Source organism: Chlamydiota bacterium (assembly GCA_012729785.1).
Taxonomy (GTDB): Bacteria; Auribacterota; Tritonobacteria; order UBA1439; family UBA1439; genus UBA1439.
The window spans coordinates 18,658-33,619 of sequence record JAAYCL010000040.1 but is presented as its reverse complement, the minus strand read 5'-3'; the positions used below and the strand labels follow the sequence as shown (position 1 = coordinate 33,619).

Annotated in this window: 8 protein-coding genes; 5 read left to right on the top strand and 3 right to left on the bottom strand. The window is 69.2% G+C overall.

All coding sequences use genetic code 11. The features are described from left to right. Positions 1-8: 8 nt before the first annotated feature. The 3 genes from GXY35_10355 to uvrA form a co-directional block, all read right to left on the bottom strand. Positions 9-1,082, bottom strand: coding sequence for a YjgP/YjgQ family permease (locus GXY35_10355; protein NLW94978.1), 1,074 nt, complete (start codon positions 1,080-1,082; stop codon positions 9-11). 3 nt (positions 1,083-1,085) lie between these two features. Next, entirely contained in the window at positions 1,086-2,204 is a 1,119-nt protein-coding gene (locus GXY35_10350; protein ID NLW94977.1) for a YjgP/YjgQ family permease, read from the bottom strand. 139 nt (positions 2,205-2,343) lie between these two features. Then, a complete protein-coding gene (uvrA, locus tag GXY35_10345) occupies positions 2,344-5,274 on the bottom strand; it encodes an excinuclease ABC subunit UvrA (GenBank protein NLW94976.1) in 2,931 nt (976 codons plus the stop codon). Positions 5,275-5,337: 63 nt separating this feature from the next. On the opposite strand from uvrA, the gene nadB reads away from it, so the two are divergent. From nadB to GXY35_10320, 5 genes are all read left to right on the top strand, one after another. Then, positions 5,338-6,927: an L-aspartate oxidase gene (nadB, locus tag GXY35_10340; GenBank protein NLW94975.1), complete on the top strand. Its 1,590-nt coding sequence runs from the start codon at positions 5,338-5,340 to the stop codon at positions 6,925-6,927. Positions 6,928-6,961: 34 nt separating this feature from the next. Beyond that, on the top strand, positions 6,962-7,636 hold the full coding sequence (locus GXY35_10335; GenBank protein ID NLW94974.1) for a DUF3047 domain-containing protein: 675 nt from the start codon (positions 6,962-6,964) through the stop codon (positions 7,634-7,636). A 184-nt stretch (positions 7,637-7,820) separates the two neighbouring features. Continuing rightward, positions 7,821-8,342 carry a DUF84 family protein gene (locus tag GXY35_10330; protein NLW94973.1) on the top strand — a complete coding sequence of 174 codons (522 nt, stop codon included), beginning with the start codon at positions 7,821-7,823 and terminating at the stop codon, positions 8,340-8,342. A 273-nt stretch (positions 8,343-8,615) separates the two neighbouring features. Further along, positions 8,616-10,820: an MBL fold metallo-hydrolase gene (locus GXY35_10325; GenBank protein ID NLW94972.1), complete on the top strand. Its 2,205-nt coding sequence runs from the start codon at positions 8,616-8,618 to the stop codon at positions 10,818-10,820. Between the two features lie 196 nt (positions 10,821-11,016). Then, positions 11,017-14,760 carry a hypothetical protein gene (locus GXY35_10320; GenBank protein NLW94971.1) on the top strand — a complete coding sequence of 1,248 codons (3,744 nt, stop codon included), beginning with the start codon at positions 11,017-11,019 and terminating at the stop codon, positions 14,758-14,760. Positions 14,761-14,962: the final 202 nt, after the last annotated feature.

The following is a 14,962-nucleotide window of genomic DNA, read 5'->3' as shown; positions in this document are numbered from 1 at the left end:
GCCGCCCGCTACCTGTTCCGGTACAGCAGCCCGAGCCCCGTTGCGCCGAACAGGATGTTCGGGAGCCAGCTCGCGAGCCAGGCGGACAGGTGCCCGCCGCGCCCGAGCGAGAGGCCCACCATCTGGATGACGTAGTACGAGATGCAGATGGCGATGCTCAGGCCCGCGCTCCCCGCCGCGCCCCCCCGCGTGGAACTGATCGAGAGCGGCACCGCGATGAGCACGATCGTGATGCCGACGAACGGGAACGCGATCTTGTAGTGGAGGTCCACGAGCTTGCGGCCGTAGATCTCGGAGTCTTTCGGGTAGAGGGACATCGTCCGCCAGAGCTCGCCCGCGCTCATCGAGAGCGAATCCTTCTGGCTGCTCAAGAAGTCCTGCGGCTTCTCGGCGAACGCGAAGCGGCGCTTGGTGAACGCCTCCTCGATCCCGCGCGCGCGGCCGCGCGCATCGTACCGCTGGATCGCGCCGTCGAAGAACCACCATTCGCGGTCCAGATACGCCGCCCGCGACGCCGTGATCGTCTCGACCACCTGCCCGTCCTGGAAGCTCCGCACCGCGACGTTCTGGAGGATGTCGTCCGAGAGGCGCCACTGCCCCGCCCAGGCCCTCCCCTCCTTGGAGTTGTAGAAGGCGAGGGGGCGCGTCTGTTCCTCCCCCCCTCTGCCGCTGGCGTCCTGGAGGAACCGCTGCGACTCCTCGTACGCCCGCGGGGCGTGTTGATCGTTCAGGTAGAAGATGAAGCCGCTGAACAGGGCGCCGAGCGCGAGGTACGGGAGCATGATGCGGTAGACGCTGATGCCGGCGGCGCGCATCGCCGTGATCTCATTGTTGCGGTTCAGGGCGCCGAGGCAGTAGACGATGGCCAGGAGGATGGAGAGGGGGATGACCTGCACCATCACGAGCGGCATCTGGATGGCGTAGTAGTACATAAGGAACCGCAGCGGCACATGGTCCTCGATGTAGTTGTCGAGGTGCGCGGAGAGGTCGTAGATGATGAAGATCAGCACGAACGCCGCGAGGCAGTAGAGGAACGGGACGAGGAACTCGCGGATCAGGTAGCGGTCAAGAAGCTTCTGCATCGCCTATCTCCTGTCGAGCCGCCAGGTGAGCCACGGGCCCAGGACGGCGAAGACCGCGTTCGGGATCCAGACGAGGAGGTGCGGGTGGAGCCATACGCGCTCCTGGAGCGCCTCCACGCAGATGATGAAGGCATAGTTGAGCCCCACGAGCGCGAGGCTAATCGCCGCGCCGACCGACGTCTCGCCCCGGTGCGCCACGATACCCAGCGGCATCCCGACCAGCACGAACGCCAGCACGCAGGAGGTGAAGACGAACCGCTCGTTCGCCTCGGTGAGCGTGATGCTGATCCGGCGCCGTATGTCGCGCTGCATCATCGGACTCGCCGACGGGAGCATCCGGCGCCAGTTCCGGATCTTGGCCACGAGCTCGGGGAAGGTGTAGTCGGCCATCTTCTTCGGCACGCCCCCCTCCTCCTCGTCGAACCCCATCTTCACGATGTAGGTCTTGAAGGCGGCGGAGATCGAGGTGTTCTCCCCCTCCCGCGGGGGCTCCTCCATCGTCCCGTCGAAGAGTTTGAACTGGATCTTCGGCGCCTCGTCGGAGACGATCTCCCCGCTCGCCGCCTTCAGGAACCGAATGCGGCCGTCGGAGAGCTTCTCGTAGATGATCACGTCCTTGAAGACGCTCCCGTCCTTCTGGCCGATGTAGAACTGGTACGGCTTGAAGTAGTCGATGAAGACCCCGGGCTCGAGGAGCGCGGCGGGGCTCTGCGCGCCCACCTGGCTGCGGAGCCGCCGCATCGCGTAGTGCGCCCTCGGCGCCAGCACCACGTTCACCACCCCGGAGACGACGGTGAGCGCGAGGGCGAGAAGGATCCCGCTCCGGAATATCCCGAGGTAGCTGATCCCGCAGGCGCGCATCGCGGTGATCTCGTTGTCCGCGGAGAGCCGGCCGAAGATGAGCAGGCTCGCCGTGAGGATGGACATCGGGATGGAGAAGACGAGGAGGTACGGGATGAAGCTCAAGAGGAGCTTGGAGAGCAAATTCCAGGCGACGCCGCGCTCGAGCATGTCGAGGATCCTGATGACGTTCCCCATGAAGAGGATGAAGGTGAAGACGACGAGGGAGATGGAGAACGTCTTGAGGAGCTGGCCGCCGATATAGCGCTGGATGATTTTCACGTGGGGTCCGTCGTGGTGCCCGGGTGGTGACCTGGAAGGAGGGTAGCACACCCGGGGGCCGGGGACAACAGGCAACCGCGTGGGCACTAGGCCGGGGCGCGGGAAGGGGGCGTGCCTCCCCCCGGAAGAGGCGCGGCGGCTACCGCGCCAGGTGCCCCCTGAGATGCCTCCCGGTGTGGGACCCCGGGCAGGCGGCGATCCGCTCCGGCGTCCCCTCCGCGACGATGCGCCCCCCCGCCTCTCCCCCCTCCGGCCCGAGGTCGATCACCCAGTCGGCGCACTTGACCACCTCCAGGTTGTGTTCGACCACGAGCACCGTGTTGCCGGCGTCGACGAGGCGCCTGAGCACGCCGAGGAGGATCCGGATGTCGGCGAAATGGAGACCGGTCGTCGGCTCGTCGAGGATGTAGAGGGTGCTGCCGGTCGCCAGGCCGCCGAGCTCGCGGGAGAGCTTGATCCGCTGCGCCTCCCCCCCGGAGAGGGTCGTGGCCGGCTGGCCGAGCTCGAGGTAGCCCAGCCCGACCTCGGAGAGGATGCCGAGCCGCCGGGCGAGGACCGGGACGCGCTGGAAGAAGGCGAGCGCCTCCTCCACCGTCATCGCCAGGACGTCGGCGATCGTCTTCCCCTTGAAGCGGACCTCCAGCGTCTCGCGGTTGTAGCGCTTCCCCCCGCACGCCTCGCACGGCACGTAGACATCGGGGAGGAAGTGCATCTCGACCCTCAAGATGCCGTCGCCGCGGCACGCCTCGCAGCGGCCGCCCTTCACGTTGAAACTGAAGCGCCCGGGGCCGTAGCCGCGCGCCCGCGCCTCGGGGTGCTTGGCGAAGAGACCGCGGATCGCGTCGTAGACGCCGGTGTAGGTGGCGGGGTTCGAGCGCGGCGTGCGGCCGATCGGGGACTGGTCGATGACCACGACCTTGTCCACCTGCTCCGCCCCCGAGAGCGCCCTGAACGCCCCCGCCCGCTCCGTCGAGCCGTGGAGCCGCCGCTGGAGCGCCGGGCGCAGGGTGTCGTCCACGAGCGAGCTCTTCCCCGCGCCGGAGACCCCGGTGACCGCGCAGAGGAGGCCGAGCGGGATGCGGACGTCGATATCCTTGAGGTTGTTGTGCGACGCCCCGGCGAGGAGGAGCGCGCGCCCCGGCTCCGGGGCGCGCCGCGTCTCCGGGAGTTCGATGCGCCGGCTCCCGGAGAGGTACTGCCCGGTGAGCGACGCGGGGGAGGCGGCGACCTCCGCGACCGTCCCCTGCGCGACCACCGCCCCCCCGTGGATGCCCGCGCCGGGGCCGAGGTCCACGACGTGATCCGCGGCGCGGATGGTCGCCTCGTCGTGCTCGATGACGATGACCGTATTGCCGAGGTCGCGGAGGCGGGCGAGGGTCTCGAGGAGGCGCGCCGTGTCGCGGGGGTGGAGGCCGACGCTCGGCTCGTCGAGGACGTAGAGCACCCCGGTGAGCCCCGCCCCGATCTGCGTCGCGAGCCGCGTGCGCTGCGCCTCGCCGCCCGAGAGGGTGCCGCTCTCCCGGTCGAGCGTCAGGTAGCCGAGCCCCACGCGGCCCAGGAAACCGAGGCGGGCGGCGATCTCGCGCAGCGGCTCCGCCCCCGCCGCCCGCGCGCGCCCCTCGAGGGAGACATTCCGGACGAAGGCGAGCGCCTCGTCGGCCGTCATGGCGAGGAGATCGCCGATCCCCTTCCCCGCCACGGTGACGGCGAGCGCCTCCGGCCGGAGCCGCAGCCCGCCGCAGGCGCCGCACAACGATTCCGCCATGAACCCCCTGAGCACGCGGCGCATCCATTCGCTCTCCGTCTCCCTGAACCTCCGATCGAGGATCGGCAGCACCCCCTCGAACGGCGCCGTACGCACGCAGGGGCGCCGCCCGCGCCAGAACCGCATCGTCATCGCCTCGCCGCCGGACCCGCGCAACACCAGCTCCCGTTCCCGCTCCCCGAGATCCTCGAACGGCGTGTCCGGGTTGATCTCGAACTGCTTCGCGACAGCCCTGAGAAGAAGCCGGTAGTAGATGACGAGGGACTTGCCGCCGATGCGGAACGGCCGCACGGCGCCGCCCGCGAGCGATTTCTTCGGGTCGATCACGCGCGCCGGATCGAACGCGAGCTGCCGCCCGAGCCCGTGGCAGGAGGGGCATGCCCCGTGCGGGCTGTTGAACGAGAAGGAGGAGGGGGCGAGCTCCGCGTACGACGTCCCGCACCCGCGGCAGAGCATCCGTTCGGAGAAGAGCCGCTCCTCGCCCGGCGGCGTCGTACCCGAAGGCGCGGATGCCCGGCCCCGCCGGCGCCGCGTGCCGCCCCCCGCCCCTCCCTCCCCCGGCGCGCCGCCGATGGCGGGGACCAGGCCCCGATCGTTCAGGACGAGCGCCGAACCGCCGCCGGTGCGGAGCGCGAGCTCCAGGGAGTCGGTGATCCGGTTCCGCGCCTCGGGCCGCACCGCGACCCGGTCCACGACCACGTCCACGGTGTGCCGCGCGCGCGCGTCGAGGCGCGGGAGCGCGCCCAGCTCGCCGTACGCCCCGTCCACGCGCACCCGCACGAAACCGTCCTGCGCGAGACGCGCGAGCAGCTCCGCCTGGTTGCCCCGCGCCCCGTCGGCGACGCGCGCCAGGATCTGCACCCCCTCCCCCGAGGGGAGGGCGAGGATCTCGTCGACCATCTCCTGCACGGTCATCCGCCGCACCGGCCGCCGACAGCGCGGGCAGTGCGGCGTGCCCGAATTCGCGTAGAGGAGGCGGAGGTAGTCGTGGATCTCCGTCGCGGTCGCCACGGTCGAACGCGGCGTCGCCGCGAGGGGGCGCTGCTGGATCGCGATCGCCGGCGAGAGCCCCTCGATATGGTCGACCTCGGGCTTCTGCATCTGCTGGAGGAACTGCCGGGCGTAGGCGGAGAGGCTCTCGACGTACTTCCGCTGCCCCTCCGCGTAGATGGTGTCCAGGGCGAGGGTGGACTTGCCGGAGCCCGAGACCCCGGTCATCACGATCAGGGCGCCGCGGGGGAGGTCGAGGTCGATCCCCTTGAGGTTGTGCTGCCGGGCGCCGCGGACGACGATCCTCTGCTGCATGCCCCACAGTATAGCAGATAGGGCCCGGTTGACAGGCGCCTCGGCGGCCGCTACCATGAGGTCGTGGAAACCGACATCCTCGTCATCGGCGGGGGCATCGCGGGCCTCTCCTACGCGATCCGGTGCGCCGCCTTCGCGCGCGTGACGGTCCTCACCAAGCGCGAGAGGACCGAGTCCAACACCCTCTACGCCCAGGGCGGCATCGCCGCCGTCGTCTCCCCGTCGGACTCGTTCGAGGCGCACGTCCGGGACACGCTCGCGGCGGGGGACGGCCTCTGCAACCGGGCGGTGGTCGAGGAGATCGTCGCGGGCGGCCCGGCCGCCGTCGAGCGGCTCGTCGCGGCGGGGATCGACTTCTCCCGCGACGCCTCGGGGCGCTACGACCTCGGGCGCGAGGGCGGGCACTCCGCGCGCCGGGTCCTCCACGCCTCGGATTTCACCGGGCGCGCCATCCAGGAGCGGCTCCTCGCCCGTGCGGCCGAGGAGAAGCGGATCCAGATCCTCGAGAACCGCATCGCGGTCGACCTGGTCACCACCGGGAAGCTCACGGGGGACCGGAAGGCGCCCGGGAGGTGCGTCGGCGCCTACGTGCTGGACCGTTCGACGGGCCTCATCGAGCCGGTCGCCGCGCGGATGACCGTCCTCGCGACGGGCGGCGCGGGCAAGGTCTACCTGTACACGAGCAATCCGGACGTCGCCACCGGCGACGGCGTGGCGATGGCCTACCGCGCCGGGGCCGAGGTCGCCGACATGGAGTTCATCCAGTTCCACCCGACCTGCCTCTTCCATCCGAAGGCCAAGAGCTTCCTGATCTCCGAGGCGGTGCGCGGCGAGGGGGGCCTCCTCCGGCTGGTGAGCGGCGAGCCGTTCATGGAGCGGTACCACCCGCAGCGGGAACTCGCCCCCCGCGACATCGTCGCCCGGGCGATCGACTACGAGATCAAGGTCGCCGGGACCGACCACGTCCTCCTCGACATCACGCACCGGGGAAAGGGGTTCATCGCCCGACGCTTCCCGAACATCTACGCCAGGTGCCTCGAGTTCGGCTTCGACATGGCGCGCGCGCCGCTCCCGGTCGTCCCCGCCGCCCACTACACCTGCGGCGGGGTCCGCGCTGGCGTCGACGGCCAAACCTCGATCGAGGGGCTCCTCGCCATCGGCGAGACCGCCTGCACCGGGCTCCACGGCGCCAACCGCCTCGCCAGCAACTCGCTCCTCGAGGGGGCGGTGACGGCGGAGAAGGCCGCCGCCCGCACCGAAACCCTCTTCTCCGAGGCGCCCCCGGTCCCGCCCCCCGCGATCCCCGCATGGATCACCGGGCACGCGCGCGACAGCGACGAGTCGGTCGTCGTGAGCCACAATTGGGACGAGCTGCGCCGCTTCATGTGGGACTACGTCGGGATCGTCCGCACGGACAAGCGGCTCGAGCGCGCGCTCCACCGGGTCGAGAACCTCCAGCGAGAGATCACGCAGTACTACTGGGACTTCATCGTCACGCCCGACCTCGTGGAGCTCAGGAACCTCGCGACCGTCGCGGAGCTGATCATTCGCTCGGCCCTCGCGCGCAAGGAGAGCCGCGGACTCCACTACAACCTCGACTACCCGCGGCGGGACGACGCGCGCTTCAACAGAGACACAGTCCTGAAACAGTGACCGCCGATTCCCGCTGCCCGTCTTTCGTGAAGAAATGCCTTCTCTCCTCTCGTGGCGCATGATGCTCGCCGCGGCGCTCGTCGCCGCGGCGCCCGGCGACCCCGCGGAGGCCCCGCGCATCGCCGCGCAGGGGGCGGCGGCGGCGTTCGACCCCGCCAAGACGCTCCAGGACGACGGCTGGCGCGAGAAGGTCTACAACCGCCCGGTCCGCTGGGAGGTGGTCGACGACAAGGGCCCGGTTTTGCACGGCCTGAGCGACGGGACCGCCTCGATGCTCTACCGCCCGCTCCCCTGCGACCCGAACGTCTCGCCGCGCATCCGGTGGCGCTGGAAAGTGGTCCGTTTGCCTAACAAGACCGGCGCGGGCGGCCGGGCCGAAAACGACTACGGCGCCCGGATCTACCTCTTCTTCCCCGGACGCACCTTTCTCACCTCCTATGTCCTGCAGTACGTCTGGGACAACGCCGCCCCCGTCGGCACGGTGCTGCGGAGTCCGACCTCGTCGCGTTCCCGGCACGTGGTGGCCGCCTCGGGGACGGCCGATCTCGGGAGGTGGATCGAGATCGAACGGAACCTGAAGGAGGATTTCACGAGGGCGTTCGGATGGGCCCCCGACCGGCGGATCGGGGGGATCGGCTTCATGACCGACTCCGACAACACCCGTTCCTCGGCCGAGGCGTACTACGGCCCGGTCACGATCGGAAAATGATATTCTTCAACGTTGCCACAGAGGACACAGGGATCACAGAGAACGGATGAGTAGGCACGGAGAGGGATGCATGTTGCAGCCGCGGATTGGCGCGGCTGGATGCGGATAATTGGTTGAATTACTTGAACTGCCTGAAATAGTGCTTCTCTGTGTCCTCTGTGATCTCTGTGGCAATATTGAAACCATGAAAATCGCCGTCGGTTCGACAAATCCGCTGAAGATCCGCGCCGTGGAGACGGTCGCCGCGAAGGTGTTCGGCGCCGGCGCCGTCGAGGGCGTCGCCGTCGACTCCGGCGTGGGGCACAATCCGCTCACCGACGCTGAGACGCTCGCGGGCGCCGTGACGCGCGCGCGCGCGGCGCGCCGGCAGACGGGAGCGGACCTCGGAATCGGACTCGAGGGGGGGATCACCGAGTCGGGGGGGCGCTGGTACACCTGCGTCTGGTGCGCGGCCGACACCGGCGCCGAGCTCCTGACCGGGGGCGGGGTCCACATCCCCGTGCCGCGGGAGGTGGCGCGGCTCATCACCGTCGACGGCGTCGAGATGGGGGACGCGATGGACCGGATCATCGGGGACTCCGACACGAAGCGCAAGATGGGGTTCGAGGGGATCGTCACCCGCGGGCTCGTGAACCGGCAGGACTCGTTCGAGTCGGTGCTCGCCTACACGCTCGCCCCCCTTATCTCCACCGGCCTGTACCCGTAGCCCGTTTCCGGGAGACAAGATTCCCCACCGCGACGCGCGCGGCGGCCCGACAGGCGGCGACGAGAACGCGTGGATCGTGGACGGGTATGCGTCGCGGCGATGGGCGTCCCGATGCGACGGTGCAAACGGACGCGGCAATCAGGGCGGCCTCTCCGCAGCTATGGCGTCCGAATCTGCCCCCCCGCCTTGCCCCCTCGACGGGGATAGGGTATGGATACGGTGGAGATGGAGGCGCGGGGATGTCGCTAGTAGCGGCGGGAAACGGGTGGGAGCATGCACGGCGCATACGCGCATAGGCGGGGGGCGGCGCGTTCCGCACCGCGGGGCCCCCTGCGGTCCGAACGGTGGCGGGGCCCGGTCGGGGCCGCGGCCGTTCTGGCCTTTCTCGCAGCCTCGTACCCGCTGTGGGGGCAATCCGTTCTGCGGATTCATCATATCAACGTCACGTTCGGGGATGCAACGCTCATAGAATTCCCGGACGGCACCAACTGGCTCATCGACCAGGGCGATGTCGGCACAAGCGGGACGCGGGTGCGCGACTACCTCGAGGCGCGCGGCGTCACCTCGCTCCATACGATCGTGGCGAGCCATTTCCACGAAGACCATATTGGCGGAATCGCGACGGTACTCGCCTCCCCCATCGCGTATCTGACGGCCTACGAGCACCCGGGGGCGAAGGTCCCCGCGGACGATTCGGCCACGGCACGGTGGGACGCCTACACGGAGAACCCGATGCGGACGAGCCCGTCTCCCGGCCAGAGATGGTATTTCGGGGGCGTGGAGGTTCAAAGTGTGTGCGTCGGGCACACCGAAACCTCGAGCAGCACACTCCTCGACGGGAGCTCCGTGGGGGGGCTGGGGACCGACGAGAACGCTTATAGCCTCGGATTCATGATTTCGTGGAACGGCTTCGACTACCTGACCATGGGCGACCTCACCTCACCAGTGGAGAACGAGCTGGGGCCGAGGTTGGCCTTTCACGAAATCGATGTCCTCAAGGTGAGCCACCACGGATCGACTTCCTCGACGAGTGCCGCCTTCTGCCAGGCGATCCGCCCCGAGGTAGCGGTGGTATCGGTGGGGTCGGGGAACTACTACGGCCATCCCGCCCAACAAACGCTCAATAACCTGAACTCAGGGGGGGTGAACTGGATCTATGTCACCGAACAGGGAACCGGTACGCCCGGTTCGGCCCCCAATATGTCGTACCTGAACGACACCATACTGATCAGCTATACCTTTTCGACCAACCAGTACACCGTCCACGGGGGGGCGACGAACGATCTGTACGTGGCCGACGAGGGCGCGTTGGGCCCTGACAGCGACGGCGACGGGATCCCCGACGACATTGAGGACGCGAACGGCAACGGCCTCTACGACGGCGGCGATCCCTCGAACCTGCACAACGCCGACACCGACGGCGACGGGATCCCCGACGGCGTGGAGGATGCGAACAGAAACGGCCAGATAGGGGGCGACCTCGACGGGGACCGCGCGCAAAATCTCTCGGAGACCTGGACCGAAACCAATCCCGCATCGGCCGACTCAGACAGGGACGGCCTGAACGACGGGGTGGAGGATGCCAACCGGAACGGGATCGGCGACGCGGGGGAAACGGATCCGAGGAATCCCGACACTGACGGCGACGACCTTGACGACAGGCGCGAATCGTCGTACGGAGCCGACCCGCTCGACCCGGACACGGATGACGACAGCTATAGGGACGGCATCGAGTGCAGGTTCGGAAGCGATCCCGCGAGCGCCTCCTCTCTGCCTGCCATCCGCACTCCGATGGGCGACGCCGATATCGTCGTCAACGAGTACCTCGCCGACGTCCCGCAGGATCTCGAGGCAGGCGACGTCAACGGGGACGGGACCCGGGGCACGTCACAGGACGAGTTCATCGAGCTGGTCAACATCTCAAACGCCTATCTCGACATCTCGGGGTACCGGCTGCATGACGCCGGCAACACCACCGTGCGCTTCACCTTTCCCTCCTCCCCTTTCAGGACCATTGTCCCCCCCGGCGACGCGGTGGTCGTCTTCGGGGGCGGGGACGTCTCCGAATTCGGGGGTACCTTCGGAAACTGCCGCAGGAACGGGCTTCTCTTTGCGTCCACGGCAAGCGGCGGGCTGAGTCTCAACGACACGGGCGACACGATCCAGTTCAAGACCCCAGACGGGGTCGACGCCATCACGGACACCGTGTACGGGAGCGGCAAACCCGCGCCGGCTCCCGCGGATCAGTCCGCCACGCGCAGCCCCGACTCCACGGGAGGGTTCATCGCCCACGCACACGCCGCGGGAGCGGAGGGGGCTCTCTTCTCCCCGGGGACCATGCTGGATGGCGGTCCGTTCGTGCTGCCATGGACCCCGCCGCTGCGGTTCAATTTTCAGCCGCCGGGCTCATCCCCCGGGGATTACCTGCCCGACAGGGGGGAGGCGTACAGCCCCCTGGACCAGTACGGCTGGCACTGAACCCAGTCTCACCCCTCTCCCAGACCGCGCGCAGGGCCTCCCGCGCATCCCCTTGCCCCGGTTTTTTCTCCCCCGCGCCTTGACTGGGCCCCGATCTGCGGCTATGTTCAAGGTGCGCAAGAACGACGGCGGGAGACCGTCGGACCTCCGCGCGGGATCCGCGGGAGGGGAGCCGCGGCGGCAACGGGGGAAGCGTATGCGCCGCGCAGCGTCATGCACGTTGCTGTCGCTTCTTGCCGCGACCGCTCTCTCCGCGGCGGATCACGACACCCTCACCCTGCGTTTCGACTTTCCCGCCCCCCGAATCCGCACCGACGGCGCCTATGCCCGCGTGACGATGGGGGACCTCCCCCTCACCGCGACGGCCGGCGAACCCGCCCTCCCCTACAGGCCCGTGCGGATAGTCATCCCCCGCGGGAAAAAGATCCTCGCCGTCGATGTTGAGGCGGGCCCGCCCGAAACGCTCGCGGGCGCCTGGCTCGTGCGGCCCGCGGAGAGACCGGTGCCGCTCGGCTACGCGGGACCGCCGCCCCCGCTCACGCCCGACCGGTCGATCTACGAATCCGACGCGCCGTTCCCCCCTTCGCTCAGGTCTGACGCCGACGTGCAGCGCAAATCCCCGTACCGGCTGCTCCTGCTGAACCTGTACCCGGTCTCATACCTCCCGTCGCGGCGCGAGCTCTCCTACCAGACGAACCTGACCGTGCGCGTGCGCCTCGCCCCGGCCCCGGAGCCGACGGTCGCCCGCGCGAGGGCGGGCGCCTTCAAGGACGCGGGGGAGCTGCTGCGCGGCAAGGTCGAGAACCCCGAGGCGCTCGCGACCTACGACGCCGCAGCGGCGGAAATCGGGCTCCACGCCGACGCCGAGTCGTACCCGCACCTGATCATCACCAGCGCCGCCTTCGCGGACCTCCCAGGCCCGTGGAACTTCCAGGCGCTCCGCGACCACCGCCTCGCGCGCGGTATCCGTTCCGCGATCGTCACCACCGAGTACATCTACGCGAACTTCCCCGGGACCCGGCCGGCGGGGGGCGAGGACAACCAGACCCGCATCCGCAACTTCGTCGCCTGGGCGCACGAGAATTGGGGCACGAACTACGTCCTCCTCGGCGGCGCCGGCGGGATCGTCCCGATCAGGCGCCTCCGGGCCGACGGCACGGACATCCCGGCGGACCTGTACTACGGGAACCTCGACGGCACGTTCGACCAGAACGCCAACGGCGTCTACGGCGAATCCAACGACGGCCCCGGCGACGGCGAGGTCGACCTGTACGCGGAGGCGTACATCGGCCGCGCGTGCGTGGAGAACGCCGCGGAGATCGCCAACTTCGTCCGCAAGACCGTCGCCTATGAAACCTCGAGCGCCCCCTCCCTGCACTCCGCGTGGATGCTCGGGGAGCATCTCGGTTTCGGCGGGGTAAGCGAGTACGCGACGCAGTCGATGGAAGAGATCCGGCTCGGCTCCTGCGCGCACGACTATTGCACGGACGGGTTCGCCGCGAGCGACTTCTTCGCCGTCTCGACCCTGTACGACGGCCCGAACTACACCTGGCCCAAAAACGACCTCGTGGCGATCATGAACTCCGGCGTGCACATCCTCAACCACCTCGGGCACGCGAACTACACCTACGACATGAAGCTCTCGACCTCGGACCTCCCCTCCCTCTCGAACGTCGACCCGTTCTTCCTCTACAGCCAGGGCTGCATGCCGGGCGGTTTCGACACGGCCGACTGCTTCGGCGAGGTCCTCACCACGATGGAGAAGGGCGCCTTCGCGGCGGTGCTCAACGCCCGCTACGGGTGGGGCCAGTACTCCAGCACCGCCGGCCCCTCCCAGTACTACAACCGGGAGTTCTGGGACGCGCTCTTCAAGGAGGGGATCCCCGATCTGGGGCGGATGAACGCCGACTCGAAGGAGGACAACGAGCACCGGATCAGCGGCACCTGCATGCGCTGGTGCTTTTACGAGCTCAACCTCTTCGGAGACCCCGCGGTCGAGATCCAGTCGATCGCGTCGAAGGGAACGGTGGAGCTCGACGCGGCACGCTACCCGCTCCCGGGCACGGCGACGGCGACGGTGACGGACGCCGACCTCGACGCCGATCCGTCCTCCCCCGACACCATCGCGGTCTGGGTTTCGAGCGGCGCGGAGACGGAACCCGAACCCGTCACCCTGACGGAGACCGGCTTTTCCACGAAGAGATTCACCGGGTCAATCGCGATCGCGCCCGGCGATCCGGTCCCCGGCGACGGCGTCCTGCAGGCCGCCCACGGCGACACGATCGCCGTCGTCTACCGCGATGCCGACGACGGGACGGGGAATCCCGCCGAGGCGCGCGCCGCCGCCGTCGCCGACGGCGCCGCCCCGCGCATCTCGAATATCCGGAGCGCCGCCTCCGCGAGGTTCTGCGTCGTCTCCTGGGACACCGACGAGCCCGCGACGAGCGAGGTTTGTTACGGCGCCGCCGCGCCGCCCGGCGCATCGGCGTCGTCTGCGGGGTTCTCGACATCGCACTCGGTCCGGCTCATGGGTCTCTCGCCGCTCACCGACTACTGCTTCTCAATCGCCTCCGCCGATCTGGCCGGGAACGAGGCCGCGGACGACAACGGAGGGGCCTGGCACCGCTTCACCACGCCCGCCCGCAGCCCGATCCTGTTCGTGGACGACGACGAGGGCGAGCCGTACGAACCCTATTTCACGGCCGCGCTCGACGCGGCGGGCTACCGCTACGACATCTGGGACGTCGCCGCGGAGGGGGCGGCGCCCGGGTTTTCCGACCTCTCCTTCTACGAGGCGGTCGTCTGGAACTGCGGGTTCAACTGGGAGGAGGCGGGCTCCGGCATCTCCATCGCCGATGAGGCCGCGCTCGCCTCCTACCTGAACGCCGGCGGCTCCCTGTTCCTCTGCGGGCAGGATATTATCTACAACGGGGTGTCGACCGCCTTCCTCTCCGACCACCTCCACGTCTCCGCGTCCTATAACGACGACGGAACCTCGGCGGCGGGCGGGATCGAGGGCGACCCGATCTCCGACGGGATGACCCTCCCCCTCTCCTACCCGTCCACCGACTACTCCGACTCGCTCACGCCCGGCCCCGGCGCGAGCGGCGCCTTTTTGACCGACGGCAGCACCGAGTATCCGTGCTGCGCGGTGCGCTTCCCCGCCGAGGGCGACGCGGCGCCGCACCGCGTCGTCTTCTCCGCCTTCCCGTTCGAGGCCGTCAGCGCCTCCGCCGCCGACCCCGACAACGCCCGAACGGCGATGGACCGGGTGCTCTGCTTCCTCTCCCCGGTCCGCATCACGGAGCTCTCCCCCCCCTACGGCCTGAACGACAGGCTCGTCGCCGTCACCTTGCGCGGCCAGGGGTTCAAGGACGGTCTCGCCCTCCGCTTCGGCGCGTTGTCGATCGCCCCTGAGATCGTGGAGGACGGTCGCGTGGAGACGACGATCCCGGCGGGCGTCGCGGCGGGCGCGTACCCCGTCTCGGTCCGCAACGCGGACGCGATGAAGGGAACCGCCCCGTCGCCCTACACCGCCCTCGATCCCGCGGCGGACGACGATGGGGACGGGTTGCGGAACGATGCGGAGATCCTGACGCACGGAACGAGCCCCCTGCTCGCCGACACCGACGGCGACGGGCTCGGGGACGCCGAGGAGATCGCCGTTCACCAAACCGACCCGCGCATCGCCGACTCCGACGGCGACGGACTCCTCGATGGAGCGGAGATCGCGCGGGGGGCGGATCCGTGGAACCGGGATACGGACGGCGACGGCGTGGGCGACTATCTCGAGGCGATGTGCGGCACCGACCCGAAGAGCTTCACGGCGGGCCTCGGGGTCTCGATCAACTTCCAGCCCTCCTCGTCGGCCCGGCCGGCCGGGTTCGCCCCCGATACCGCGGACCAACACGACACGAAAGGGTACGGCTGGAGCGAGTAAGCCCGCCCCGCCCTGCGCACGGGAAGGGCATACCGCGGTCTCCTTCCGTTTCGCGTGAGGGGACCATTGTCCCCCTTTCGACAAAACGCGGGGATCTGCGGGTTTTCCCGCCTACGGGACGGGAAAACCCCGGCCATCTTTTTTCTCCCCCCCCTTGCCGCATATCCGTCCATAGCGTATCTTATTTGCGAGAGTGGTGGTG